Annotated in this window: 22 protein-coding genes; 9 read left to right on the forward strand and 13 right to left on the reverse strand. The window is 64.5% G+C overall.

The window, feature by feature from the left end:
- The first annotated feature begins 10 nt into the window (after positions 1 to 10).
- The 4 genes from V0U35_RS08545 (at position 11) to V0U35_RS08560 (ending at position 5,232) form a co-directional block, all read left to right on the forward strand.
- Positions 11 to 1,819: an FAD-dependent oxidoreductase gene (locus tag V0U35_RS08545; protein WP_330196277.1), complete on the forward strand. Its 1,809-nt coding sequence runs from the start codon at positions 11 to 13 to the stop codon at positions 1,817 to 1,819.
- Positions 1,816 to 3,645, forward strand: a complete 1,830-nt coding sequence (locus V0U35_RS08550; protein WP_330196278.1) for a 2-oxoacid:acceptor oxidoreductase subunit alpha — start codon at positions 1,816 to 1,818, stop codon at positions 3,643 to 3,645. The genes V0U35_RS08545 and V0U35_RS08550 overlap by 4 nt, the downstream gene beginning before the upstream one ends.
- Positions 3,642 to 4,688: a 2-oxoacid:ferredoxin oxidoreductase subunit beta gene (locus tag V0U35_RS08555; RefSeq protein WP_330196279.1), complete on the forward strand. Its 1,047-nt coding sequence runs from the start codon at positions 3,642 to 3,644 to the stop codon at positions 4,686 to 4,688. Before V0U35_RS08550 ends, V0U35_RS08555 begins: the two co-directional genes overlap by 4 nt.
- A gap of 238 nt (positions 4,689 to 4,926) precedes the next feature.
- Entirely contained in the window at positions 4,927 to 5,232 is a 306-nt protein-coding gene (locus V0U35_RS08560; RefSeq protein WP_330196280.1) for a GIY-YIG nuclease family protein, read from the forward strand.
- A 144-nt stretch (positions 5,233 to 5,376) separates the two neighbouring features.
- Here the strand turns inward: V0U35_RS08560 and hutU are convergent, their stop codons facing one another.
- Genes hutU through hutI form a run of 4 tightly spaced genes read right to left on the reverse strand, consistent with a single transcriptional unit; the run spans position 5,377 to position 10,596 of the window.
- On the reverse strand, positions 5,377 to 7,044 hold the full coding sequence (hutU, locus tag V0U35_RS08565; protein ID WP_330196281.1) for a urocanate hydratase: 1,668 nt from the start codon (positions 7,042 to 7,044) through the stop codon (positions 5,377 to 5,379).
- Positions 7,041 to 7,853 (reverse strand): N-formylglutamate deformylase, encoded by an 813-nt coding sequence (gene hutG, locus V0U35_RS08570; RefSeq protein ID WP_330196282.1) that lies wholly within the window; start codon positions 7,851 to 7,853, stop codon positions 7,041 to 7,043. Before hutG ends, hutU begins: the two co-directional genes overlap by 4 nt.
- Positions 7,853 to 9,385: a histidine ammonia-lyase gene (gene hutH / locus V0U35_RS08575; protein WP_330196283.1), complete on the reverse strand. Its 1,533-nt coding sequence runs from the start codon at positions 9,383 to 9,385 to the stop codon at positions 7,853 to 7,855. The genes hutG and hutH overlap by 1 nt, the downstream gene beginning before the upstream one ends.
- A complete protein-coding gene (hutI, locus tag V0U35_RS08580; protein WP_330196284.1) occupies positions 9,382 to 10,596 on the reverse strand; it encodes an imidazolonepropionase in 1,215 nt (404 codons plus the stop codon). Before hutI ends, hutH begins: the two co-directional genes overlap by 4 nt.
- 58 nt (positions 10,597 to 10,654) lie before the next feature.
- On the opposite strand from hutI, the gene V0U35_RS08585 reads away from it, so the two are divergent.
- On the forward strand, positions 10,655 to 12,007 hold the full coding sequence (locus V0U35_RS08585; protein WP_330196285.1) for a formimidoylglutamate deiminase: 1,353 nt from the start codon (positions 10,655 to 10,657) through the stop codon (positions 12,005 to 12,007).
- 48 nt (positions 12,008 to 12,055) lie between these two features.
- The gene (locus V0U35_RS08590) at positions 12,056 to 13,207 is read left to right on the forward strand and encodes a hypothetical protein (protein ID WP_330196286.1); all 1,152 of its coding nucleotides are present in this window, start codon (positions 12,056 to 12,058) and stop codon (positions 13,205 to 13,207) included.
- Here the strand turns inward: V0U35_RS08590 and hisIE are convergent.
- From hisIE to V0U35_RS08635, 9 genes are all read right to left on the reverse strand, one after another.
- Positions 13,170 to 13,817, reverse strand: a complete 648-nt coding sequence (hisIE, locus tag V0U35_RS08595) for a bifunctional phosphoribosyl-AMP cyclohydrolase/phosphoribosyl-ATP diphosphatase HisIE (RefSeq protein ID WP_330196287.1) — start codon at positions 13,815 to 13,817, stop codon at positions 13,170 to 13,172. The two genes, V0U35_RS08590 and hisIE, sit on opposite strands and share 38 nt — an antisense overlap.
- Entirely contained in the window at positions 13,814 to 14,581 is a 768-nt protein-coding gene (gene hisF, locus V0U35_RS08600) for an imidazole glycerol phosphate synthase subunit HisF (RefSeq protein ID WP_330196288.1), read from the reverse strand. The genes hisIE and hisF overlap by 4 nt, the downstream gene beginning before the upstream one ends.
- Positions 14,563 to 15,297: a 1-(5-phosphoribosyl)-5-[(5-phosphoribosylamino)methylideneamino]imidazole-4-carboxamide isomerase gene (locus V0U35_RS08605; RefSeq protein WP_330196289.1), complete on the reverse strand. Its 735-nt coding sequence runs from the start codon at positions 15,295 to 15,297 to the stop codon at positions 14,563 to 14,565. The genes hisF and V0U35_RS08605 overlap by 19 nt, the downstream gene beginning before the upstream one ends.
- Entirely contained in the window at positions 15,297 to 15,893 is a 597-nt protein-coding gene (gene hisH, locus V0U35_RS08610; RefSeq protein ID WP_330196290.1) for an imidazole glycerol phosphate synthase subunit HisH, read from the reverse strand. Before hisH ends, V0U35_RS08605 begins: the two co-directional genes overlap by 1 nt.
- 5 nt (positions 15,894 to 15,898) lie before the next feature.
- A complete protein-coding gene (hisB, locus tag V0U35_RS08615) occupies positions 15,899 to 17,032 on the reverse strand; it encodes an imidazoleglycerol-phosphate dehydratase HisB (protein ID WP_330196291.1) in 1,134 nt (377 codons plus the stop codon).
- Positions 17,029 to 18,339, reverse strand: coding sequence for a histidinol dehydrogenase (hisD, locus tag V0U35_RS08620; protein ID WP_330196292.1), 1,311 nt, complete (start codon positions 18,337 to 18,339; stop codon positions 17,029 to 17,031). Before hisD ends, hisB begins: the two co-directional genes overlap by 4 nt.
- Positions 18,336 to 19,223 carry an ATP phosphoribosyltransferase gene (gene hisG, locus V0U35_RS08625; RefSeq protein WP_330196293.1) on the reverse strand — a complete coding sequence of 296 codons (888 nt, stop codon included), beginning with the start codon at positions 19,221 to 19,223 and terminating at the stop codon, positions 18,336 to 18,338. The genes hisD and hisG overlap by 4 nt, the downstream gene beginning before the upstream one ends.
- A complete protein-coding gene (locus V0U35_RS08630) occupies positions 19,220 to 19,537 on the reverse strand; it encodes a YerC/YecD family TrpR-related protein (protein WP_330196294.1) in 318 nt (105 codons plus the stop codon). The genes hisG and V0U35_RS08630 overlap by 4 nt, the downstream gene beginning before the upstream one ends.
- Positions 19,538 to 20,061: 524 nt before the next feature.
- On the reverse strand, positions 20,062 to 20,421 hold the full coding sequence (locus tag V0U35_RS08635) for a rhodanese-like domain-containing protein (RefSeq protein WP_330196295.1): 360 nt from the start codon (positions 20,419 to 20,421) through the stop codon (positions 20,062 to 20,064).
- A gap of 96 nt (positions 20,422 to 20,517) precedes the next feature.
- Between V0U35_RS08635 and V0U35_RS08640 the strand changes: the two genes are divergently transcribed.
- Genes V0U35_RS08640 through V0U35_RS08650 form a run of 3 tightly spaced genes read left to right on the forward strand, consistent with a single transcriptional unit; the run spans position 20,518 to position 23,915 of the window.
- Positions 20,518 to 21,384, forward strand: coding sequence for an MBL fold metallo-hydrolase (locus V0U35_RS08640; RefSeq protein ID WP_373696392.1), 867 nt, complete (start codon positions 20,518 to 20,520; stop codon positions 21,382 to 21,384).
- Between the two features lie 60 nt (positions 21,385 to 21,444).
- Positions 21,445 to 23,391: an acetate--CoA ligase gene (gene acs, locus V0U35_RS08645; protein ID WP_330196297.1), complete on the forward strand. Its 1,947-nt coding sequence runs from the start codon at positions 21,445 to 21,447 to the stop codon at positions 23,389 to 23,391.
- Complete coding sequence (locus tag V0U35_RS08650; RefSeq protein ID WP_330196298.1) at positions 23,388 to 23,915, forward strand: hypothetical protein; 528 nt, start codon at positions 23,388 to 23,390, stop codon at positions 23,913 to 23,915. Before acs ends, V0U35_RS08650 begins: the two co-directional genes overlap by 4 nt.
- The last annotated feature ends 79 nt before the right edge of the window (positions 23,916 to 23,994 follow it).

Consider the following 23,994-nt stretch of genomic DNA (forward strand, 5'->3'; position numbering starts at 1 on the left):
GACGATCCGCATGAAGCCGACAGACGTCAGCAATCCGGACTATTTTCACAGGGTCGTGGACTGTCAGTGGGCCTGTCCGGCCCATACGCCGGTTCCCGAATATATCCGCCTGATTGCGCAAGGGCGCTATTCGGACGCCTATATCCTCAACCGCGAATCGAACGTCTTTCCGGGCATTCTCGGCCGGGTCTGCGACCGGCCCTGCGAGCCGGCCTGCCGGCGTACGCGGGTCGAGGACGAGCCGGTTGCGATCTGCCGCCTCAAACGCGTCGCCGCCGACCACCGCGATGACATCACCGACCGCCTGCCGAAAAAGCCCGCGCACACCAATGGCAAGAAGATCGCCCTCATTGGTGCCGGCCCCGCCTCACTGACGGTGGCCAACGATCTCGCCCCGCTGGGATACGAGTGCACGATCTTCGAAGCACTGGAAAAACCCGGCGGGCTGATGATTTCCAACATCCCGTCCTTCCGCCTGCCCGAACAGGTACTCGACGACGAGATCGGCTACATTCTCGACATGGGCGTGACCCTGAAGACGGGCCACCGGATCAACTCGTTCAAGTCGCTCCTCGATGACGGCTATGACGCCATCTTCGTCGGATCCGGCGCGCCCAAGGGCAAGGAACTCGACCTGCCCGGCCGCGCCGAAGGTGACGCCAATATCCATATCGGCATCGAATGGCTGGAATCGGTGGCCTTCGACCACATCGAGTCCATCGGGAAAAAAGTCCTCATCATCGGCGTCGGCAACACGGCGATGGATTGCTGCCGCTCCTCGCTTCGCCTTGGCGCGGACAGCGTGAAAGTGATGGCGCGCAAGCCGCGGCAATTCTTCAAGGCCTCTCCGTGGGAATTGGAAGACGCCGAGGAGGAGAATGTCGAAATCCTCGTCAATCATTCGCCGAAAGCCTTCGTCGTCGAGAACGGCAAGCTGACCGGCATGACGTTCGAGCTTATGGAGTATGACACCGACGCGCGCGGCCGCATCACCGCGACGCGCGTGACCGGCGAGACGACCATCCCCTGCGACGACGTCATCCTCGCCATCGGCCAGGAAAATGCCTTCCCCTGGATCGAGCGCGATCTCGGGATCGAGTTCGACAAGTGGGACGTTCCGGTCGTTGACGAAGACACCTTCCAGTCGACCCGCGACGGCGTCTTCTTTGGCGGCGACAGCGCGTTCGGTCCGAAGAACATCATCTGGGCGGTCGAGCACGGCCACCAGGCCGCCATCTCGATCGACAAGTATTGCCAGGGCGAGGACATCGCCGACCGTCCGCCGCGGGGCCTGACCCTCTCGACCACCAAGATGGGCCACAACGAGTGGCGCTATTCGAACGACTATGACCCGTCCGACCGGCGCAAGATGACCCATGTCGATTTGCGCGAACGCTTCAAGGATCTCGATACCGAAGTCGAGCTGGGGTTCACGCCCGACCAGATCGTCACCGAGGTGGAGCGCTGTCTCAACTGCGACATCCAGACGGTGTTCTCCGCGCCGCTCTGTACCGAATGCGACGCCTGTATCGACATCTGTCCGGTCAATTGCCTGACGATCACGCCCAATGGCGAGGAAGCCGATTTGCGCGAGCGCCTGTCGGCCCCGTCGGACAATCTTGAGCAGCCGCTCTACATCTCCGAAGACCTGCCCTTGACCCAACGCGTCATGGTCAAGGACGAAGACCTTTGCCTGCATTGTGGCCTGTGCGCCGAGCGCTGCCCGACGGCGGCCTGGGACATGGCGCAATCGAACATCCACCTGCCGCACGCCGACGACGTTCATGGCGGACGCGCGGCTCCGAGGGCCGCCGAATGAATGCCGTGACCGAAACCCGTGCGCAGGCGCGGGTCAATGACTTCGTCATCAAGATCGCCAATGTGAACGGGACCGGCTCGGCCAGCGCCAACGGCCTGTTGATGAAGGCTGTCTTCCGCATGGGCGTGCCGGTTGTCGGCAAGAACCTCTTCCCGTCAAACATCCAGGGCCTGCCGACCTGGTACGAGATCCGCGTCACCAAGGACGGCTGGTCGGCGCGCTCCGGTGAGCTCGACCTGATGGTCGCGATGAATGCCGAGAGTTATGCGCAGGACCTCGCCGCTGTCTCACCGGGCGGTTGCCTGCTTTACGATTCGACCTGGCCGCGCCCGAAACTGCTGGCGCGCGACGACATCACCGTCATCGGCGTACCGCTGGCGCGCATGTGCAACGACACATTCGAGAATGCCCGCACCCGCGTCCTGATGAAGAACATGGCCTATGTCGGCGCGGTCGCGGCGCTGACCGATATCAGCCTTGAGGTGATCCAGTCCCTCGTCGAGGAGAGCTTCGGCACCAAGCCGAAACTCGTCACGCTGAACATGCAGGCCGTGCGTATCGGCTACGACTACGTCAAGGAGCACTACGAGACGCCCCTGCCCATCCGGATCGAGGCCTCCGACCAGACGTCGAACCACATCATGATCGACGGCAACACCGCCGCGGCGCTGGGCTGTGTCTATGCCGGTGCGACCTTCGGCGCCTGGTATCCGATCACCCCCTCGACCTCGCTGATGGACGGGTTCAAGGGGTTTTGCGAGAAGCTCCGCGTCGATCCCGACACCGGCAAGAACAATTACTGCATCATCCAGGCCGAGGACGAGCTCTCGGCCATCGGCATGGTGATCGGGGCCTCCTGGAATGGCGCGCGCGCCTTCACGCCGACCTCCGGGCCCGGCATCTCGCTGATGAGCGAATTCATCGGTTTTGCCTATTATTCCGAAGTGCCGGCAGTGCTGTTCGATATCCAGCGCGTCGGCCCCTCGACCGGCATGCCGACCCGCACCCAGCAGTGCGACATCCAGCTCGCCGCTTATGCGAGCCATGGCGACACCAAGCATATCGTCCTCTTCCCTTGTGATCCGAAGGAATGCTTCGACATGGCTGTCGAGGCGTTTGATCTCGCCGAACGCTTCCAGACGCCGGTCTTTGTGCTCTCCGATCTCGATATCGGCATGAATGACTGGATGGTCGAGAAGTTCGACTGGGACGACAGTTTCCAGCCCGACCGGGGCAAGGTCCTGCATTCCGACGATCTGGCGAAGATCGAGAAATTCTACCGCTATCTCGATGTCGACGGCGACGGCATCCCCTACCGCACCATTCCGGGCGAAGACCCGAAAGGAGCCTTCTTCACGCGCGGCTCCGGCCATACCAAGTTCGGGGCCTATACCGAGGACTCGGCGGCCTATCAGGACGTGCTCGTCCGCATCGACCAGAAATGGCGCAATGCTGCGAATTTCGTCCCGAAACCCGTCTCGCAGATGGCCGGCGAAAAGACGCCGCTCGCCATCCTGTCGCTTGGCGGCTGCGACGGTGCGGTCAAGGAAGCCATCGCCCGGTTGAAAGCCGACGGCATCGCGCTCGACTACATGCGCGTGCGGGCCTTCCCCTTCCACCAGTCGGTAGAAGACTTCATCGCCGCACACGAGACGGTCTTCGTTGTCGAACAGAACCGCGACGCGCAGCTCAAAGGCCTCCTCGTCAACGAGACGGCGGCGGAAAAGAAGACACTGAAATCCATTCTCGACTGGGGCGGCATGCCGACCGACCCGCGCATCATTTGCACCGCCATTCGCGCCCACATCGCGGAGACAACGTCATGACTTCGATCAAGAAGCCCCGCGTCGACAAGCACCTGCGCCGCAATGCGCGCGGGCTGACCGTGCGCGACTATGAAGGCGTGATGTCGACGCTGTGTGCAGGTTGCGGGCACGATTCCATCACCGCCGCCTTCGTCCAGGCGTTTCACGAGCTCAATATCGAACCGCATCGCGCGGCCAAGGTCTCCGGTATCGGTTGTTCGTCAAAGACGACCGCCTATTTCCTCGGCCAGTCGCACGGCATCAACACGGTTCACGGGCGCATGCCATCGGTCGCGACCGGTGCCGCGGCGGTCAATACAGAGCTCCACTATATCGGCGTGTCGGGCGACGGAGACTCGCTTTCCATCGGCATCGGCCAGTTCGCCCACGCCATCCGCCGCAATCTCAACATGCTCTACGTGATCGAGAACAACGGCGTTTACGGCCTCACCAAGGGCCAGTTCTCGGCCTCGGCCGATATCGGCACCAAGGCCAAGAAGGGCGAAGTCAACGAGCAGACCCCGATCGACCCGGTTGCGCTGGCCCTGACGCTCGGCGCGACCTATGTCGCGCGCGGCTTCTCCGGTGACAAGAAACAGCTCGTTCCGCTGATCAAGGCGGGCCTGATGCACAAGGGCTTTGCCCTCATCGACGTCGTCTCCCCGTGCGTGACGTTCAATGACCACGCCGGGTCGACCAAGAGCTATGCCCACACCTACGAATATTATCACCCGGTCGTGCATGCCGATTTCGTGCCCACCGGCGAGGAAATCACCGCCCAGTACGAAGCCGGCGAGGCGATCAGCGTGCCGCTGCATCACGGCTCGGTGCGCCTCAAAAAGACCGGGGACAATTACGATCCGCGCGACCGCGACCAGGCCTTCGACATGCTGCGCCGCTCCGAAGGCAAGGAAATCCTGACCGGGCTCATCTATATCGACGAGACCCGCCGCGACATGGCCGACATGGCCAAACTGCCCGACACGCCGCTCAATGCCCTGCCCTATGACCGCCTCTCGCCCGGCAAGGCGAAGCTGGCGGAGATCATGAAGGGGTATTGTTAGGGGCTGTGGCGTCATGCCCCGCTTTATGCGGGGTATCCCAACGGCCCAGAGATCACCCGGATAAACCGGGTGATGACGCCGGTCCAACTAACTTCTAATGCGTCATGCCCCGCTTTATGCGGGGCATCTCCTTCCTCTCGGATTCCCCGGACAAGCCGGGGAATGACGCACTCAAGCTGCAAATAAGTTCGTTGTGCCACGGCTTGCCCAGAGCACCTTTTAGTTGCATGTTCCTTCAATGATCGTCAGAGACAGCCTCATCGGCGTTTATATGATGAGCAGCCGCAAGAACGGTCCAATTTATACGGGAGTCACGTCCCAACTTCTCCACCGCGTTTATCAGCATCGCAACGGCCTGACTGAAGGGTTTACCCGCCGTTACAATTGTCGACGCCTCGTCTGGTTTGAGCTTCACGAATTGATAGCGGCGGCCATTCAACGCGAAAAGCGGCTGAAGAAGTATCCGCGCCAATGGAAGGTCAATCTGATTGAGACGGAAAATCCGGATTGGGAAGATCTCTGGGACCGGATCGCGCGGGCTTGAGATCACCCGGATAAACCGGGTGATGACGCCGTTCTATATGAAACCTAAAGCGTCATGCCCCGCTGTATGCGGGGCATCTCAGATCAGCAAAGATCACCCCAATGAACCGGGGAATGACGCGAGGGGGTAATGGCATTCCCCGGCTCAAACGCTCGGCAAGTTCAGCCCCTGCTCGCGCGCGCAGTTCTTAGCGATGTCATAGCCCGCATCAGCGTGGCGCATGACGCCGGTCGCGGGGTCGTTCCACAACACGCGCTCGACGCGTCTGGCCGCTTCGGGCGTCCCGTCGCAACAGATCACCTGTCCGGAATGGATCGACCAGCCCATGCCGACCCCGCCGCCATGATGGAGCGACACCCAGGTCGCGCCCGACGCGGTGTTGAGGAGCGCATTGAGGAGCGGCCAGTCCGCGACCGCGTCCGAGCCGTCCATCATCGCCTCGGTCTCGCGGTTGGGCGACGCGACCGAGCCTGAATCAAGGTGGTCCCGCCCTATGACGACGGGAGCCGAGAGTTCGCCTGACGCGACCATCTCGTTGAAGGCAAGACCGAGCCGGTGTCGCTGACCGAGCCCCACCCAGCAGATCCGCGCGGGCAGGCCCTGGAACGCGATGCGCTCGCGCGCCATGTCGAGCCAGTTGTGCAGGTGTTTGTCGTTCGGGATCAGCTCCTTCACCTTGGCGTCGGTCTTGTAGATATCCTCCGGATCACCCGACAGCGCTGCCCACCGGAACGGTCCGATGCCCCGGCAGAAGAGTGGTCGGATATAGGCGGGAACAAAACCGGGGAAGTCGAACGCGTTGTCGACCCCGACGTCCTTGGCCATCTGGCGGATATTGTTGCCGTAATCGACCGTGGGGATGCCCATTTCGTGGAAGGCGAGCATGGCTTTCACCTGTTCGGCCATCGACGCCTTGGCGGCTTTCGCGACGCGGTCCGGATCGGCCTCCTTGGCCGCATCCCACTCTTCCAGCGTCCAGCCGGCGGGCAGATAGCCATTGACCGGATCATGGGCGCTGGTCTGGTCGGTGACGGCGTCGGGGCGGATGCCGCGCTTCACGAGCTCGGGGAAGACTTCCGCCGCATTGCCCAGAAGGCCGACCGAAATCGCCCGGCCTTCGGCGCAGGCGGTCTCAATCAGTTCCAGCGCCTCGTCGAGTGTTTCGGCCTTGTGGTCGAGATAGCGGGTGCGAAGGCGCATTTCGATGCGCGACGGTCGGCACTCGACCGCCAGCATGCAGGCCCCGGCCATGACGGCGGCAAGCGGTTGCGCCCCGCCCATGCCGCCAAGCCCGCCGGTCAGGATCCATTTGCCTTTCAGGTCGCCGCAGAAGTGCTGGCGGCCCATTTCAGCGAAAGTCTCGTACGTGCCCTGAACGATGCCCTGCGAGCCGATATAGATCCACGACCCGGCCGTCATCTGGCCGTACATCATCAGGCCTTTCTTATCGAGCTCGCGGAAATGCTCCCAGTTGGCGAAAGCCGGAACGAGGTTGGAATTGGCGATAAGCACACGCGGCGCGTCGGCATGGGTGCGGAAGACGCCGACCGGCTTGCCGGACTGAACCAGCAGCGTCTCGTCGGCGTCGAGCTCCTTCAACGCACCAACGATGCGGTCGAAACTCTGCCAGTCGCGCGCAGCGCGGCCGATCCCGCCATAGACAACGAGCTCTTCGGGCTTTTCGGCCACGTCCGGATCGAGATTGTTCATCAGCATGCGCAGCGGCGCTTCGGTCAGCCAGGACTTGGCGTCGAGTTCGGTGCCGCGTTTGGCGCGAATGACGCGGGCATTGTCGATCCGGTTGGCGCTCATTTGGTGATTTCCCAGTGCAGTTTTTCCGCCGCCGCGAGGGCGCGTTCGATGATGGTTTTCAGGACCGGGCGCAGTAGGTTCGCGCGCGCCCCGTCGAATTCGCCGCTTGCCTCATCCATGTAGGCGCGCTGCGCCAATTCCATTTGCAGGGCGTGGACATTGTGCTGCGGACGGCCATAGGAGCGGGTGATCCAGCCACCCTTGAAACGCCCGTTGGCGATGGCCTCGAAGTCTTCCTGGTCGAGCATGGCCTTCACCGCCGCCTGCTCGATTTCGCGGGCGCAGGACTGGCCGCCATTGGTCCCAAGGTTGAGGACCGGCAATTCGCCGTCGAAGAGGCGCGGCACAGCCGAGGCGATAGAGTGCGCGTCATAGAGCACGACATAGCCGTGGATCGCCCGGATCCGCGCCAGCTCTTCGCTCAGCGCCCGGTGATAGGGGTCGAAATAGCGCGCGCGGCGCGGCTCGATCTCATCCTCACCGGGTTCGTCACCGTCGGCATAGAGCGCTTCGCCGTCAAAGCGCGTTTCAGGCAGAAAGCCCGTCGTCGCCTGTCCCGGATAGAGTGACGCCCCTGTCGGATCGCGATTGAGATCAACCACATAGCGCGAATAGTTCGCCTTGATGACGGTCGCGCCCATGCTGGAAAGGAAATTGTAGAGCCGGTCGACATGCCAGTCCGTGTCCGGCAGGCCGTCGGCGGCGGATGTCAGACGCGCGCGGATCTCCTCCGGCACTTCGGTACCCGAATGCGGGATGGAAACGACGAGCGGCTCCTTGCCGCGCTTGAGGTCAAAGATGTCCGCCATCACGACCCCGCCACACCGGGGAGATTGCCACCGACGGCATGAACGAACCGCCCGGTGCGAACCAGGGCTGTTGCCGTCTCCATATCCGGGGCGAAGAAGCGGTCATCCTCCAGCTTCGGGACCTCGGCACGCAGCACGGCCTTCGCCGCTTCGAGCGGTTCCGACGAGGTCAGCGGCGCGTGGAAGTCCATGCCCTGCGCGGCGGCCAGCGCTTCCATACCGATGACGGCGTGGAGGTTTTCTGCCATCGCCAGCAGGCGGCGTGCGCCATGCGCGGCCATCGAGACATGGTCTTCCTGGTTGGCCGAGGTCGGGATGGAATCCACACTCGCCGGATGGGCACGCTGCTTGTTCTCAGACACCAGCGCGGCGGCGGTCACCTGCGGGATCATGAAACCTGAATTCAGTCCCGGCGACGGCGACAGGAAGGCCGGCAGGCCAGACAGGTTCGGATCGGTGAGCAGCGCCAGACGGCGCTCCGAAATCGAGCCGATCTCGCAGATCGCCATCGCGATCATGTCGGCAGCAAAGGCGACCGGCTCGGCGTGGAAATTCCCGCCTGAGATCGACGTCGGCCCCTCGGCAAAGATCAGCGGATTGTCGGTGACGGCATTGGCCTCGGTTTGAAGCGTCGAGCCGGCCTGGCGCAACAGATCGAGGCAGGCCCCCATCACTTGCGGCTGACAGCGCAGGCAGTACGGATCCTGCACCTTGCCGCACTCGGCATGGGAGTCGACGATGGCGCTGCCATCGAGCAGTGCACGATAGGCCGCGCCCGTCTCGATCTGGCCGGCATGTCCCCTCACCGCGTGGATTCGCGCATCGAAAGGCGAGAGCGACCCGCGCGCCGCATCAACACTCATTGCACCGGTGACGAGCGCGCTCTGGAAGGCGGTCTCGGCCTCGAACAGGCCCGCGAGCGCGTGGGCGGTAGAGAATTGCGTCCCGTTAAGCAGCGCAAGGCCTTCCTTCGGTCCCAGAACCAGCTTGTCCAGACCGGCGCGCGACAGCGCCTTGGCGGCGGGCATCCGTTCGCCCGCGACAATCGCTTCGCCCTCCCCCATCAGAATGGCGGCGAGATGCGCCAGCGGCGCGAGATCGCCTGATGCCCCGACCGATCCCTGCCCGGGAATGACGGGCGTCACGCCCTTGTCGAGCAGGCCTTGCAGTGCCGCGATCACCTGCCAGCGCACGCCCGACGCCCCGCGTCCGAGCGAGGCCATCTTCAGCGCAATCATCAGCCGGACGATGGGGCCCGGGACCGGCTCGCCAACACCGGCGGCATGGGACAGGACCAGGCGCGCTTGGAGCTCGCCGAGATCATCATCGCCAATGCGCACGGTCGCCAGCTTGCCGAACCCGGTATTGACGCCATAGACCGCGCGGCCCGAGGCGATCAGGTCCTGAACGGCCTGAGCGCCTGCGTCGACAGCGTCCCGCGTCTCGGAATCCAAGGCTATGCCAGCGCCGTGATAAATGTCGCGCCAGTCGCGCAGCGTCATGTCGCCGGGTCGAATAAAAATGGCGCTCACGCCCACTCTCCGTTCAGTATCCGCCCGTGGAGGGGCTTGGCACCAATCCATTGCACCAATTCCGCCGGACGTTCCACATCCCAGATCGCCAGATCGCAGCGCTTGCCGGTCTCGATCGTGCCGATCTCGTTCCCAAGCCCCAGGGCGCGGGCACCGTCCCGTGTAATCCCGGCGAGGGCTTCCTCCACCGTCATGCCGAAGAGCGTGCAGCCCATATTGGCGATGGTCAGCAGCGACAAGACCGGCGACGTGCCGGGATTGGCGTCGGTCGCGAGCGCCATCGGTACACCCGCCTCTCTCAGGGCCGCGATAGGCGGCTTCTTCGTTTCATTGAGGCAATAGAAAGCCCCCGGCAGGATCACTGCCGTCATCCCCGCCTTGGCCATCGCCGCAATACCGGCTTCATTCGTGTATTCGAGATGGTCCGCGCTCAACGCGCCGAACTCGGCCGCCAGCGCCGCGCCGTCGAGGTCGGAAAGCTGGTCGGCATGAAGCTTGACCGGTAACCCCGCCGCCTTTGCGGCTTCAAACAGACGCCGGACCTGTTCGGGCGAAAACCCGATCCCCTCGCAATAGGCATCGACGGCGTCGGCGAGGCCCTGGCGCGCGGCCTCGGCGATCAGCGGGATACAGACCTCGTCGATATAAGCGTCGGCCTTGCCGGCATATTCCGGGGGCACGGCGTGGGCGGCGAGCAGCGTTGTCCGCACCCGCACGCCGGAAACTAACCCAAGTGATCGGGCGGCCTTGAGCATGTTAATTTCGGACTCGAAGTTTAGCCCGTAACCGCTTTTTATTTCTACAGTTCCTAGACCTTCGGCGTTCAGCGCATCGAGACGCGACAATGCCGTGGCAGCCAGCTCGGCTGCGGTCGCTGAGCGGACCGCATTGACGGTGCTTTTGATGCCGCCGCCGGACCGCGCGATGGACTCATAGCTCTCCCCCGCCAGCCGCCGTTCGAATTCGCCTGACCGGTCACCGGCGAAGACGAGATGGGTGTGGCAGTCGATCAGGGCCGGCGTCACCCACCGGCCATCGAGGTCATCGCGTTCATGGATCTCGACACTGTCCGGAAGGTCCTCCGACGTCCCGATCCACACGATCCGCCCGTCGCGTATGCCAACGGCATCGGCGTCCGTTCCGCCATAGGGGCGACCGTTCGCGGCCATGGTCGCGAGCCGGGCATGGGTAAGAAGTCGGTCAAAGCGCATGCGCGCCCTCCCGTTGCGGGCGAATCCGGGATAACCCTCATGTCAGAGGAAGGCTCCGATGCGCAAGCTTCTAGCAGAAATCGCCCTGACACCCGATGGCTGGCAACGCGACGTGCTTGTCGGAATTGGTGCAGATGGACGGATCGCTTCGGTCGTACCGGAGACGCAGGATCATGACGCTGAATGCGTCGATATCCTGCTTCCAGCCTTGTGCAACTTGCACAGCCACGCCTTCCAGCGCGCCATGGCCGGGCTGACGCAGCGGCGTGGCACGGGTGATGATGATTTCTGGTCCTGGCGCGAGGCGATGTACGGCTTTGTCCGCGCTCTCACCCCAGAGGACGTCGAGGCCATCGCCGCACAGCTCCACGTCGAACTGCTGGAAAGCGGTTTCGCGGCCATCGCCGAGTTTCACTATCTGCACCACGACCTGGACGGGGCAGTCCATACCGATCCCGCCGAAATGTCCGGCCGCGTCGCGGCGGCGGCCGCCACAAGCGGAATCGGCCTCACCCACCTGCCCGTCCTCTATGCACACAGCGACTTTGGCGGCAAACCGCCGGGCGAGGGCCAAAAACGCTTCCTGAACGACCCGGACGGCTTTTTGCGGCTGCGCGAATGCGCCCGGGCGCACCTGACGCGCGATGACGACGGGCTGGGCGTCGCCTTTCATTCCCTGCGGGCCGTGACGCCCGACCAGATGACGGCGGTGCTGGCTGGCGCTTCCGATGGACCGGTTCATATCCACATCGCCGAACAGGTCCGCGAGGTCGAGGCCTGTCTCGACTGGTCCGGCCAGAGCCCGGTCGACTGGCTGCTTTCTCATGTCGATGTTGATGAGCGGTGGTGCCTCGTCCATGCCACCCATATGACAGCGGAGGAAACGGCAAGACTGGCGCGCTCGGGCGCGGTTGCCGGCCTCTGCCCGACGACGGAAGCCGATCTCGGCGACGGCATTTTCCCGGGACACACCTATCGCGAAGCCGGAGGCCGTTGGGGCGTTGGAACTGACAGCCATATCCGCGCCGATGCAGTGGGAGAATTATGCTTGCTTGAATGGAGCCAGCGCCTCGGCGAGCGTCGCCGCAATGTCATGGCTGAACCCGGCCAATCGACCGGACGCCATCTCTATGACTCCGCATTGTCTGGCGGTGCCCAAGCCCTTGGGCGCGCGAGCGGGGGGATCAAAACGGGCCTGTGGGCTGATCTCGTCGCGCTCGACACGCAGCATCCGCTCCTCTCTGGCCAGTCCGGCGATGCCATTCTCGACGCCTGGATTTTCTCGGGTGGGCGGGCCTGCGTTAGCGATGTATGGTCTGCCGGGCGGCACGTTGTGCGCGATGGCCGTCACATCCGGCGAGACGAGATTGCACGAGGATATCGCGGAGCCATGACCCGGCTGATGGCTTGACCGCGCTTTGATCAGCGCCAACCCTGTCTCGGACAGGGAGGCGATGACATGAAGTTTTTCGGCTTGGCCGCACTGGCCACCCTCGCACTTCCGGCTGTCGCCAGTGCGCAGTCATTGGAGGTGCGTTTGATGACCGCGCCGGAAGCCATTGCCGGCCCGGCCCAAATGCTCGGCCCCCTGGATGTTGCCTATCCGAGCAGCGATGGCATGCAGCCCCCCGCTCCTCTGCCGGTCTCAACCCTGTTCGAGCAGGCCGTCATGCCTGGTTTCGAGATCACGGCCATGGCCGCGGCCGGCGACATGGCCGTCAACTTTCCGGCCCAGCCCCTCGACCTCTCTCCGGTCGCGGGCCAGATCATCCCGTGCAGCCACGGTCGAGCCTGCACCGTGACCCTGCCCCTGACGCAACCCTGGCCGGCCCATGATCTGACCGCCTTTACCGTCACACTCGATGCGGGCCTGCCCGATCCTGATGGTGGCTGTCTGACCGTCTCCGGATATGGTCCCGGCGCGATCACCGCTGCGAACGCCGCGTTCCCGGCGCGGGTGCAGACGATCCCCAATCTGCCGCCGGCGTTGCCATCCGGCGCACCGGCCGAGCCGTTCGCGCCCTTGCCGGAAACCTACCTTGTCCAGCCTCCGATGAGCGCGTCGCTGCTGCTGACAGGCAGCGTCAGCCTGCTGGTGTGCGGTGATGCACCAGATGGCGTCACCGGAACGCTCGACTATGCGATGACGCAGGGCGGCAGCAACTGGAGCTGGTCAGTCGCGGGGCGGTGGACGCTGACCATCGAGAACGGCGAAGCCGTGTTCCGGCATACGCTCCAGTCCAACGATGTGACCGGCATGCTTCTGTCCGCCGAAACCGGCCATGTGGGCGACGTTGTCGCGTCGGCCAGCGAAACGGCGCAGGGCTGGCGTGTCACGATCACGCCTGACCCTGATCTTGCCGATCCGGTCGTCCAGACCTTCCGTGAACGCGAGGCCATGGGGATGGGGGGACGCGAGATAGAACAGGAAACCAACCACCCGGCGGTGATCGCCCTGTCCTATCTGTTCCGCGAATACCTGTCGGGCGGTGGGAGTGCAGAGTTTGTGGAGACGTCCGTCGAGGGCGTTGATGTCCCGTCCGGCCTGCCGCCGGTCTCAAATGGAACGGGCGTCAGTCTCGACCTTCACTGGACTTTTGGGGCGGACTGACCGCTTCGGCGTGCCGCCTTCGCAACTCCGCGATAACGGTGTCGAATCCGACACCCTTGCCCTCCAGCAGCACCAGCAGGTGGAAGACCAGGTCCGCAGCTTCACCGGTCAGGTCCGCGATGTCCCCACTCACGGCGGCAAGCGCGGTTTCCACGCCTTCCTCGCCGACTTTCTGGGCCATGCGTTGCGGCCCCGCCGCAAGGAGCTTCGCGACATAGCTCCCGGATGGATCGGTATCGCGCCGCGACGCGATCACGTCTGAAAGCCGGGCCAGAAAACCGAGGCCGGGCGCGTCGCCATCATCAAAACAGGAGACCGAGCCGGTATGACAGGCCGGCCCGGCCGGACGGGCCTCGACCAGTAGCGTATCCCGGTCGCAATCGGAGCGTATCGACACCAGTGAGAGCGTATTTCCGCTGGTCTCGCCCTTGGTCCAGAGCCGGTTTTTCGAGCGGCTGAAAAACGTCACCTGGCCGGTTTCCAGCGTACGCGTGAACGCATCGCGGTTCATGTAGCCGAGCATCAAGACCTGGCGCGTCGCCGCGTCCTGAACGATGGCGGGGACGAGGCCCTCGCCCTTGTCAAAATCAATGTCGGGTGCGTCGGTCATGGGCGTATCTCGATACCGTTTTGCATGAGGAAGGCCTTGAGGTCGGGAATGGCGATCGTGCCGCGGTGGAAAACGCTGGCCGCCAGCGCCCCATCGACATTGGCACCCTCGAAGACAGTCCGGAAATCCTCCGGCCGTCCGGCTCCGCCGGACGCGATCAGCGGCACCGGACAGACCGCGCGGGCCGCCGCAAGCTGATCGACGTCATAGCCGTCGCGAACACCATCACGGTCCATGCAGTTGAGCACGATTTCGCCCGCCCCTCGGCCGGTGGCTTCTGCGATCCAGTCGAGCGTCCTGCGTCCGAGCTGGCGGGATTTCGACGGATCGCCGGTGAACTGGTGCACGCGCCACCCGCCGTCGTCCCTGCGGCTGTCGATGCCGACCACGACGCACTGGCTGCCGAACTCGGCCGCGAGGCGGTCGATCAGAGACGGATCGGACAGGGCCGGAGAGTTCACCGAAATCTTGTCCGCCCCGGCAAACAGGCGCGCCCGGGCCGCATCCGAGCTGGATATGCCTCCGGCCACACAGAATGGAATGTCGAGCTCGCGGGCGACCGCCGAGATCCATTCCGGCTCGACCACGCGCCCGTCCGGACTGGCGGAAATTTCGTAGAAGACAAGCTCATCCGCGCCTTCCGCCGCGTAGCGTGCCGCAAGCTCGACAATGTCGCCAACGTCCTCGTGGTCGCGGAAACGTACGCCCTTGACGACACGGCCATCACGAACATCCAGGCAGGGGATTATTCGCCGCGCGAGCATACCAATGCCTCCCTCACGGAGAATCGGCCATCAAGCACAGCACGGCCCGTAATCGCCCCGGCAACGCCGGCTTGCCGGAGCGCCCGCAAATCCGCGAGTGACGAGACACCGCCCGACGCCTGCCAGGCGATATCGGGATAACGGCGGCCCAGATCAGCATAAAGGTCCAGTGCAGGGCCATTCAGCGCCCCGTCTCGGCCGATATCCGTGACGAGCGCGTGTCGGAGCCCGCTGGCCGAATAGATTTCCAGCAGGGCGTCCAGCGTGACGCCCGGCGTCTCGGTCCAGCCCCTGATCGCGGGATAGGCGACGCCCTCGACCCTGCGGACATCGAAGGCGAGCGCGATCCGGTCGGCGCCAAAGCGCTCGAGCCAGCGTAATACCCGGTCCGGATCGATCACCGCGAGACTGCCCACCACCGCCCGCTTGACGCCGGAGCCGTAAAGACATGCGAGATCGCGTTCCGAGCGAATGCCACCGCCCGACTGGATCGCCAGGCCTGTTCGGGCAATCCCGGCGACGGTATCGAGCTGGGCTTGCGCGCCATCCCGTGCCCCGGAGAGATCAACGACGTGGAGCCAGTCGGCCCCCTGCCCTTTCCAGGCGTCTGCCAACGCCAACGGATCACCGCCATAGTCGGTGACGGCATCAAACGCGCCCTGGCGCAGGCGAACGACGCGGCCATCAAGCAGGTCAATTGCGGGATAGAGCTGCATCACAGACCCCCGATAAAATTCGCCAGGATGCGCTGCCCGGTAGCGGACGAGCGCTCGGGATGAAACTGGCATCCGGTGATCGCTTCTTTCCGGACAACCGCCGGAATGGACTGGCCAAAGCTACACGTCGCAACGGTTGCGGAACCGTTCGGAGCCGCGAAGCCGTGCACGAAGTAGACGTGACTACCCGGATCAACGCCCTGAAGCAGCGGATCTTCTCCCGGGACGAAGTTGAGCCGGTTCCAGCCCATGTGCGGCCAGGGTGCGCCCTCAGGCGGTACAAGGCGTGAGACCCGGCCCGGGATCAGTCCCAGGCAAGCCGTTCCATCCTCATCGGACTGCTCGAAGAGAAGCTGCATCCCGAGGCAAATCCCCAGCAGCGGCCGTTTTTCCGCTTTCAGGGCATTCACCCAGCCCCGCGCGCGCAGGGTCCGCATGGCAGCAGACGCCGTGCCGACACCGGGCAGGATCAACCGGTCCGCGCCGACCGCCTCGTCTGGCGCGGCAGCCAGGCGAAAGACGGCACCGAGCCGGTCGAGCGCGCATTGCACGGACAGGATGTTGGCACATCCGGTATCAATGATCGCAACGGTCATGACGGTCAGAGCGTGCCCTTGGTGGAAGGCAGGCTGTTGCCCTCAATCCGGATGGCCTGGCGCAGGGCCCGCCCGAACGCCTTGAAACAGGCTTCGGTCATGTGGTGGGCATTTTCGCCGCACACATCAACCTGGATCGACGCCTTCAACGCCTCGGCGAGCGACCGGAAGGCGTGCGGCACCATCTCGACCGGCAGACCGCCAACGCGGTCGCCGGGGATGTCCCCGTTGAACACCGCATAGGGCCGGCCGGAAAGATCGATCCAGACCCCGGCCCGCGCTTCGTCCATCGGCAGTTCGAACCCGAACCGCGCCAGGCCGCGCTTGTCGCCAAGCGCTTCCGCGAGCGCCGCGCCGAGTGCCAGGCACACATCCTCGACCGTGTGGTGGGCATCGACATCGAGATCACCCGATGCGGTCACGCGCAAAGCGAAGCCGCCATGTCTCGCGACCTGTTCCAGCATGTGATCGAAAAAGGCGATGCCCGTCGCGATCTGTGCCGTACCGTCGCCGTCGAGATCGATGGCAACCGTGATGTCGGTCTCCGCTGTCTTGCGGCGGCGCACCGCCCGGCGCGGGGGCCGTACCCCCAGCCTGTCCGCCAAAGCCTCGGCCCGGTCCAGGGGATCGCAATAAAGGCTGAGAAGGCCCTGGCCACGGGACCCGTATCGTATACCGGCAGCATCCAGCCGGTTCGCCAGGGCATCGGGGTCCGCCGCGACAATGTCGAGCCGGTCACGCGACACGCGTACCGCGCCGGTTTCGGGCCAGGACTCCAGCGCATTGGCGCAAGCCTTTAACAGCGCCATCTGCCGGGCGGCATTTTCCTGCCGCGCTGCCATCGCAACGGGGGCCAGCGCCTCCAGCGCGGTCTTGATCGCCAGCGAGGACAGCGTGGCCTCGACCGTACGCGGCGTCTCGTCCATCGCCGCGACCGACAGCACTGCGACCGGACAATCCGGCGGACCAATCACGTCCGCAGCAGCCGCGTCCAGGCCCGCCAGCGCGAAAGCCTCCGGCGTCGCGGCCAGTACCACGCTATCGGCTGGAACCCCGAGCGACGCTGCTGCGCGAAGCCGCAGGTCTTCAAGCCCGTCTTGCCGGGATGCCGGTGCGGCAAGATCGAGAAACCCCGTCACGACCGGCCCTCCCCGGCCTGTCGGCGCACCTTCATGGCCTGCCTGTGCCCATCGAGCCCTTCCAGCGCGGCCAGCGCCTCCACCGTGGGCGCAATGGCGTCGGCACCATCGCGGCTTGCCTCCACCATGGTGATTGTCTTCTGGAAGGACTCGACCGTCACGCCCGACCAGCTGCGCGCCGCCCGTCCCGTCGGCAAGGTGTGATTGGGCCCGGCGGCGTAATCGCCCATCGATTCCGGTGACCAGGGACCGACAAAGATCGCCCCGGCATTGCGGACCTGTTCGGCGAATTCATTGGCCACCGCCATGTGCAGGATCAAGTGCTCGGGCGCTGCCGTGTTCACCACATCGGCCCAATGCTCCCCGGGAGCAAGAACACAGACCGATGCCGCCATCGCATCACGGGCAATCGCCTCTCGGGGCAGGCCAGCGAGGCGTGGTTCCAGGGCCGACAGCGCCGCACGCCGCACATCCTCGGTCGCGGACACCAGCGTCACCCGCGCGAGTGCGTCGTGTTCGGCCTGGGCCAGGAGATCGGCAGCCACGAAATCGGGATCGGCCTCGCCGTCAGCCATGACCATGACTTCGCTGGGACCGGCTGGCAGATCGATCGCCGGGCCACCGGCCATTTGCGCAACATGGGTTTTCGCCGCTGCGACATAGGCGTTTCCCGGGCCGAAGATGCGGTCAACCTTCGGTACGCCTCCGAGCCCGAAGGCCATGGCGGCTATCGCCTGAGCTCCGCCAACGGCAAAGATGTTCTCAAGACCGAGGAGGTCTGCGGCAGCCAGGATGGCCGCATTGACCTGACCATCGCGGCCCGGCGGCACGCAGACGGCGATCTCGGGCACGCCAGCGATCTGCGCCGGGATGGCGAGCATCAACAAGGTCGAAACAAGGGGCGCACTGCCCGCCGGGACGTAAAGGCCTGCGCACCCGATGGGCAGGACCCGCCGCGAGGCTGTCACGCCCGGCCAGGTCTCGACCGCATAACTTTTCAGACCCTGGAGCTCGTGAAAGCGCCGGATCGCGTCTGTTGCCGCACGGATCGCGTCCTCGTCACCGGAGGTCAGCGTCGCCCGGGCCTCGGTAAGCGCCTCGCGTGGCACCCGGAAGGCTTCAGCCGAACAGCCATCAAAGCGGCGGGCATAATCGCGCAGTGCCGCGTCGCCGCCGCGCTGTATCGCCTCGACGATCTCCACCGCAGCGGCCTCGGCCCCGGCCTGAGCCGGCAATGGCGCGAACAGGCGCTCGCGGTCTGCGGCGTCCAGCGAGGCCCAGTCGACAGATTTCAGCATCGCGCTCATGCCATCATCTTCTCGATGGGGAGGACCAGGATGGCGCGAGCCCCGGCGGCCTTCAGCTTTTCAAGCGTTTCCCAGAACACCTGCTCACGGCAGACGGCGTGGACGGCGACGACATCATCACGGCCCGCCACAGCCGCCACCGTCGGCGCATCCGAACCGGGCAGTAGAGCCTTGATGTCGGGCAGTTTCGCCGTCGGTGCATTCAGGAGAATGTATTTGGTCTGGGCCGAGGCGATGACGCCCTCGGCGCGCTGTATCAGCGTTGCAGCGACCTCGGCCACCGGACCGTTGCGGCCATTGCGGCGACGGATCAGCACCGCCTCGCTTTCCAGAACAGTCTCGAAGGCGGCCAGGCCATTGGCTTCGAGCGTCGCACCGGTCGATACGAGATCGCAGATCGCGTCAGCGATCCCCAGGCGCGGTGCCACTTCCACCGAGCCGCGCATCTCGACGATCTCGGCGATGATGCCGCGCTCTTCCAGGTAACGGCGCGTCAGTCCCGGATAGGACGTCGCGACCGCCCGTCCCTCAAGGTCCTCCACCCCGCGCACAGACCCGTCCTTGGGTGCAGCGAGTTTCAGCGTGCAACCGGCGAATCCAAGGCGGAGGACGACTTCCAGCCCGCCATAGCGTTCCGACCGCGCCTGCGCCTCATAGAGCACGTTCTCGCCGACAATGCCGTAGTCACACGCCCCGCCTGCAACGAAGCTCGGGATATCGTCATCGCGCAGCAGCAACAGGTCGAGCGGCATGTTCTCGGCGCGCCGGTGCAGCGCGTCGCGGCCATACCCGAAGCGCAGGCCCGCCCGCTTCAACAGCGACATGCCGCCCTCGGCGAGCCGACCGGACTTCTGGACAGCGAGATTGAGACGCGCCTCGCTCATCGTTTCGCCCCTTTAAGCCGATCGAGCACGAGCCGGTAGCCCTCATTGCTCTCCTGCATCAGGAAGCGCGCAACGCGCGTCACCGTCGCCGTGGAGGCACCGGTCTCCTGCGCGATCTGGCGGTAGGTCTTGCCCCCGCCATCGAGCAGGCGCGCGACGCGCCAGCGCTCGGCGAGCGCGGCGATCTCGCCCGGTGTACACAGGTCTTTGAGGAAACGGACAGCCTCTGCCCCGTTATCAAGGACGACAAAGGCCTCGGCGAGGCTGTCGATATCGGGGGCCTGGCGAGGCTTGGGCGGGGTTGAATCGGTCATTGGGTTCACCGCTGTTTTCAGGTCGCAGCGACATATATCGTTTTAGCACGCTAAAACAACCAGGCATGTGTGAATTGGATGAAATTTGTTCAGTGGGCTCCGTACGTTGAGACTTAAGGCACTGATTTTGTTTAAGTACGTGACCCAAGAAGCATGTCATCCCGGACGGCGAAGCCGATCCGGGACCCGAAACCGGGCGCTTGATGTTCGAGGTCCCGGCTCTGCACCGCTCGCGCGGCTTGGCCGGGATGACACCGAGATGGGGTTCAAAGATTGTTGTCATCCCGGACGCGCAGCGATCCGGGACCCTATGGTTTCTCCCTCTCCCCTTTTCCAAGGGGAGAGGGTCAGGGTGAGGGGTTGGTCAAAGCGTCGCTCCAAGTCCTGCCTGACCCCCTCACCTCAATCCTCTCCCCCAAGGGGGAGAGGAAAATGCGGTCGCCGAAACGCCACGCTCTATGTTCAGGGCCCCGGCTTGCCCCTTTGGGTCAGCCGGGTAGACAGGAATACGGGTTGGAAAGCCCCTACCCCTTGTCGACGATATTTCCGGTCTCTGGGTCGATCTCGATCGTTGGCAGGCCGGCCGCCTTCCAGGCTCCGAGCCCTCCGGCAAGATGGGCATCCACATGCACGCCCGCATCCTGACAGCGCATCGCCGCCATGGCGGACCGGCGCCCGGCCGCGCAGTGCAGCACGACCCGGCGCTGGGCATCGACCGGCATCGCGGCCGGCTCTAGGGTGGAGAGAGGGTGCAATAGCGCACCGTGAATGCGCTCGGTGCCGTATTCGCGCGGTTCGCGCACATCAATGAGGATGATCTTCCCCGCTTTCAGAAGGTCATGGACCTCATTGGGTTCGAGATCGTCCAGTCCGCCCATCGTCATCGCGCGATTCCCCCTTTTGATTGATGCGCCCCCATCTTTCGCCAGTGTCGATTCTTGTGCAACCTGATAAAACAACCGCCAGCCAGGACAGGGATGATGGACCGGCCCGACGTCACCAGCTTCTTTCACAACGGCACCAATACGGTCAGCCATGTCGTTGCCGACCCGGAAACCCGGCGCGCGGCCATCGTTGATCCGGTGCTGGACTATTGCGCCGCCTCGGGGCGGACCGCGACGACCCATGCTGAGCGCGTGGCCGATCACGTCCGCGAGGCGGGCCTGACCGTTGACTGGATCCTCGAAACCCATATCCACGCCGATCACCTGTCGGCGGCGCCCTGGCTGAAGACCCAGCTCGGCGGGAAAATCGCCATTGGCGAGAATGTCCGCGAGGTCCAGCGCGTCTTTGGCAAGCTGTTCGGGGCCGAGGCTGCGTTTCGTGCCGATGGCTCGCAATTCGACCACCTCTTTACTGACGGCGAGACCTTCCAGGTCGGCAATATCGAGGCCCGCGCCATCTGGACGCCGGGCCATACGCCGGCCTGCATGAGTTTTCTGATCGGTGACGCGGTCTTCGTGGGCGACACGCTCTTCATGCCCGATTTCGGCACGGCCCGCTGCGACTTCCCGGGCGGCGATGCCCGCCAGCTCTACCAATCAATTCACCGGCTCTACGAACTGCCGGACGAGACCCGCATGTTCCTGTGTCATGACTACGAGACCAAGGGCCGCGACGGCTTTGCCTGGGAAACGACAGTCGGCGCACAGAAGCGCGGCAACATCCATGTGCGCGAGGGCGTCAGCGAAGACGAGTTCGTCGCCATGCGCACCGCGCGGGACAAGACGCTCGCCATGCCCCAGCTGATCCTGCCATCGGTGCAGATCAACATGCGGGCCGGCGAGAAACCCCCGCCCGACGAAAGCGGTCAACGCTACATCAAGATTCCGCTCGACGCCTTGTGACCTGCCCCTCGGATCGCGCTAGGGTACGTCCATCCATCCCGCATCAGGAGACACACCGCCATGGCCGACGACTTCCCGTCCCGCCTTCCCGTACCGAAGGACTGGTCCCGCCGGGCGAAGATCGGGGCTGATGCCTATGCGATGAAATACCGCCAGTCGGTTGAGGATCCGGAAGCCTTCTGGCGCGAGGAGTTGAAGCGGATTTCCTGGATCAAGGCCCCGTCGCAAATCAGCGATGTCTCCTGGACGAAGGACGACCTCCACATTCACTGGTTCGCGGACGGCGTGCTCAATGCCTGCGCCAATTGCGTCGACCGGCATTTGCCCGAATGCAAGGACGACATCGCCATCATCTGGGAGGGCGACGATCCGGCCGACGACGCCCGCATCACTTACGGCCAGCTCTATGATGAGGTCCGCCGCTTCGCCAATGCCTTGAAGGCCATCGGCGTGAAAAAGGGCGATCGTGTCACGCTCTACATGCCCATGGTTCCCGAAGCGGCCTATGCCATGCTCGCCTGCGCGCGCATCGGCGCGGTCCACTCGGTGATTTTCGGCGGATTTTCGCCCGACTCGATTGCCGGGCGGATCGAGGACTGCCAGTCCGAATTCGTCATCACCGCCGACGAAGGCGTGCGCGGCGGCAAAACCATCCCCCTGAAAGCCAATGTCGACAAGGCGCTGGAAAAGGCCAAGGGCGTCAAGGCCGTCCTGATGATCCGCCGCACCGGCGGCAAGGTCGGCTTCACGGAAGGGCGCGACCACTGGTATCACGACGTCGCCAAGCGCGTAGACCTCGACTGCCCGCCCGAGCCGATGGAGGCGGAAGACCCGCTTTTCATCCTTTACACGTCGGGCTCCACCGGAAAGCCGAAGGGCGTTCTGCACACAACCGGCGGCTACATGGTCTGGGCCTCGATGACGCACGAATACGTCTTCGACTACCGCCCGGGCGAGATTTACTGGTGCACGGCCGATGTCGGCTGGGTCACCGGCCACACCTATATCGTTTACGGGCCGCTCGCGAACGGCGCGACGACGGTCATGTTTGAAGGCGTCCCGACCTATCCCGGCCCGGATCGGATGTGGGCCGTCGTCGACAAGCACCAGATCGAAATCCTCTACACCGCCCCGACGGCGATCCGCGCGCTGGAGCGCTTTGGCGACGAGCCGGTGAAGAAGCATTCGCGCAAATCGCTGCGTCTGCTCGGCACGGTCGGCGAGCCGATCAACCCGGCGGCCTGGACCTGGTACCACGAGGTGGTTGGCGAGAAGCGCTGCCCCATCGTCGACACCTGGTGGCAGACCGAAACCGGCGGAGCACTGATCACCCCCCTGCCCGGCGCGACAGACCTGAAGCCCGGCTCGGCGACGACGCCGATGTTCGGGGTCAAGCCCGCCCTCGTCGATGCGGAAGGCAATTTCCTGGACGGCGCGACCAGCGGCAATCTCGTCATCACCGGCTCCTGGCCGGGCCAGATGCGGACCGTCTATGGCGATCACCAGCGCTTCTTCGAAACCTATTTCGCGACCTATCCGGGCCTCTATTTTACCGGCGACGGCGCGCGACGGGACGAGGACGGCTATTGGTGGATTACGGGACGCGTGGACGACGTCCTGAATGTCTCGGGCCACCGGCTCGGAACCGCCGAAGTCGAAAGCGCGCTCGTGTCTCACAAGGATGTGGCCGAGGCCGCCGTAGTGGGCTTCCCCCACGATGTGAAGGGCCAGGGCATCTACTGCTTCGTGACGCTCAACCAGGGCGTCGATGGCAGCCCCGAGTTGTCGGCGGAATTGCGCCAGCACGTCCGCCAGGAAATCGGCCCGATTGCCACACCCGACGCCATTCAGTTCGCGCCGGGCTTGCCGAAAACCCGTTCGGGTAAGATCATGCGCCGGATACTGCGCAAGATCGCCGAGAACGAGTTCGACAATCTGGGTGACGTCACGACCCTCGCCGATCCGGCTGTCGTGGACGATCTCGTTGCCAACCGGAAGAACACATGACGAAGCTTCGCCATACATTGACCGCCCTTGCCGCCCTCTTGCCGGTTGCAGGATGCGCCACGACTTCCGGTCCCGTAGAGCCGATGTGCCGCGCACCGAACGCGCAGGAGATGCAGATCTTCCGCGCAGTCATTGGCCGCGACCGCCAGACGCTGATCGCCAACTCAGCTCAGGGCCCGGCGCGCAATGCACTGCTGCGCAACGACCCTTATCTGAACAATCACCTCTGGGGCTCGCAGGGCTATACCGGCGGGACGCTGCTTGGCGTCCTGACCCAGCCGCCCCCTTGTGTCCTCGACATGCCGGTCGCCGACCCGGCGACACAGCGCGAGATCGTCGTTTATCAGCGGGCCCGCTATGACGCGCTGCGCCCGCCGATGGGCCTGTCACCGGAAGCGGTGATGTTCACGCCCTGGGGCACGCACCGCCAGGACTATTTCCGCTGCCGCTTCGTCAACACCGCCGAAGGCTGGCGGATGACGGACCTGTGCGCACTGGCCACGGCGCAAAGCGGGATTGGATAGCGAGCCCCTTGGGTCGGCAGCAATTCGACTGGCTCCCTTCGCCCGGACCTATTTGGGCATCCGCCCTCCCTTGCGCGCG

Origin of the sequence: Hyphobacterium marinum (assembly GCF_036330325.1) — a bacterium.
In the GTDB taxonomy this organism is placed as follows: domain Bacteria; phylum Pseudomonadota; class Alphaproteobacteria; order Caulobacterales; family Maricaulaceae; genus Hyphobacterium; species Hyphobacterium marinum.

Excerpts from the sequence above, each read along its gene's own strand:
- V0U35_RS08585 (WP_330196285.1), top strand. The coding sequence starts at position 10,655 with ATGCGCAAGCTTCTAGCAGAAATCGCCCTGACACCCGATGGCTGGCAA.
- acs (WP_330196297.1), top strand. The coding sequence starts at position 21,445 with ATGGCCGACGACTTCCCGTCCCGCCTTCCCGTACCGAAGGACTGGTCC.
- hutG (WP_330196282.1), bottom strand. The coding sequence starts at position 7,853 with ATGGCGGACATCTTTGACCTCAAGCGCGGCAAGGAGCCGCTCGTCGTT.
- hisH (WP_330196290.1), bottom strand. The coding sequence starts at position 15,893 with ATGACCGTTGCGATCATTGATACCGGATGTGCCAACATCCTGTCCGTG.
- V0U35_RS08560 (WP_330196280.1), top strand. The coding sequence starts at position 4,927 with ATGATCGTCAGAGACAGCCTCATCGGCGTTTATATGATGAGCAGCCGC.
- V0U35_RS08605 (WP_330196289.1), bottom strand. The coding sequence starts at position 15,297 with ATGCAGCTCTATCCCGCAATTGACCTGCTTGATGGCCGCGTCGTTCGC.
- V0U35_RS08550 (WP_330196278.1), top strand. The coding sequence starts at position 1,816 with ATGAATGCCGTGACCGAAACCCGTGCGCAGGCGCGGGTCAATGACTTC.
- hisF (WP_330196288.1), bottom strand. The coding sequence starts at position 14,581 with ATGCTCGCGCGGCGAATAATCCCCTGCCTGGATGTTCGTGATGGCCGT.
- V0U35_RS08555 (WP_330196279.1), top strand. The coding sequence starts at position 3,642 with ATGACTTCGATCAAGAAGCCCCGCGTCGACAAGCACCTGCGCCGCAAT.
- hutU (WP_330196281.1), bottom strand. The coding sequence starts at position 7,044 with ATGAGCGCCAACCGGATCGACAATGCCCGCGTCATTCGCGCCAAACGC.
- V0U35_RS08635 (WP_330196295.1), bottom strand. The coding sequence starts at position 20,421 with ATGACGATGGGCGGACTGGACGATCTCGAACCCAATGAGGTCCATGAC.
- V0U35_RS08545 (WP_330196277.1), top strand. The coding sequence starts at position 11 with ATGAAGCCGACAGACGTCAGCAATCCGGACTATTTTCACAGGGTCGTG.
- V0U35_RS08590 (WP_330196286.1), top strand. The coding sequence starts at position 12,056 with ATGAAGTTTTTCGGCTTGGCCGCACTGGCCACCCTCGCACTTCCGGCT.
- hutI (WP_330196284.1), bottom strand. The coding sequence starts at position 10,596 with ATGCGCTTTGACCGACTTCTTACCCATGCCCGGCTCGCGACCATGGCC.
- V0U35_RS08630 (WP_330196294.1), bottom strand. The coding sequence starts at position 19,537 with ATGACCGATTCAACCCCGCCCAAGCCTCGCCAGGCCCCCGATATCGAC.
- V0U35_RS08650 (WP_330196298.1), top strand. The coding sequence starts at position 23,388 with ATGACGAAGCTTCGCCATACATTGACCGCCCTTGCCGCCCTCTTGCCG.
- hisG (WP_330196293.1), bottom strand. The coding sequence starts at position 19,223 with ATGAGCGAGGCGCGTCTCAATCTCGCTGTCCAGAAGTCCGGTCGGCTC.
- hisIE (WP_330196287.1), bottom strand. The coding sequence starts at position 13,817 with ATGACCGACGCACCCGACATTGATTTTGACAAGGGCGAGGGCCTCGTC.
- V0U35_RS08640 (WP_373696392.1), top strand. The coding sequence starts at position 20,518 with ATGGACCGGCCCGACGTCACCAGCTTCTTTCACAACGGCACCAATACG.
- hisD (WP_330196292.1), bottom strand. The coding sequence starts at position 18,339 with ATGAGCGCGATGCTGAAATCTGTCGACTGGGCCTCGCTGGACGCCGCA.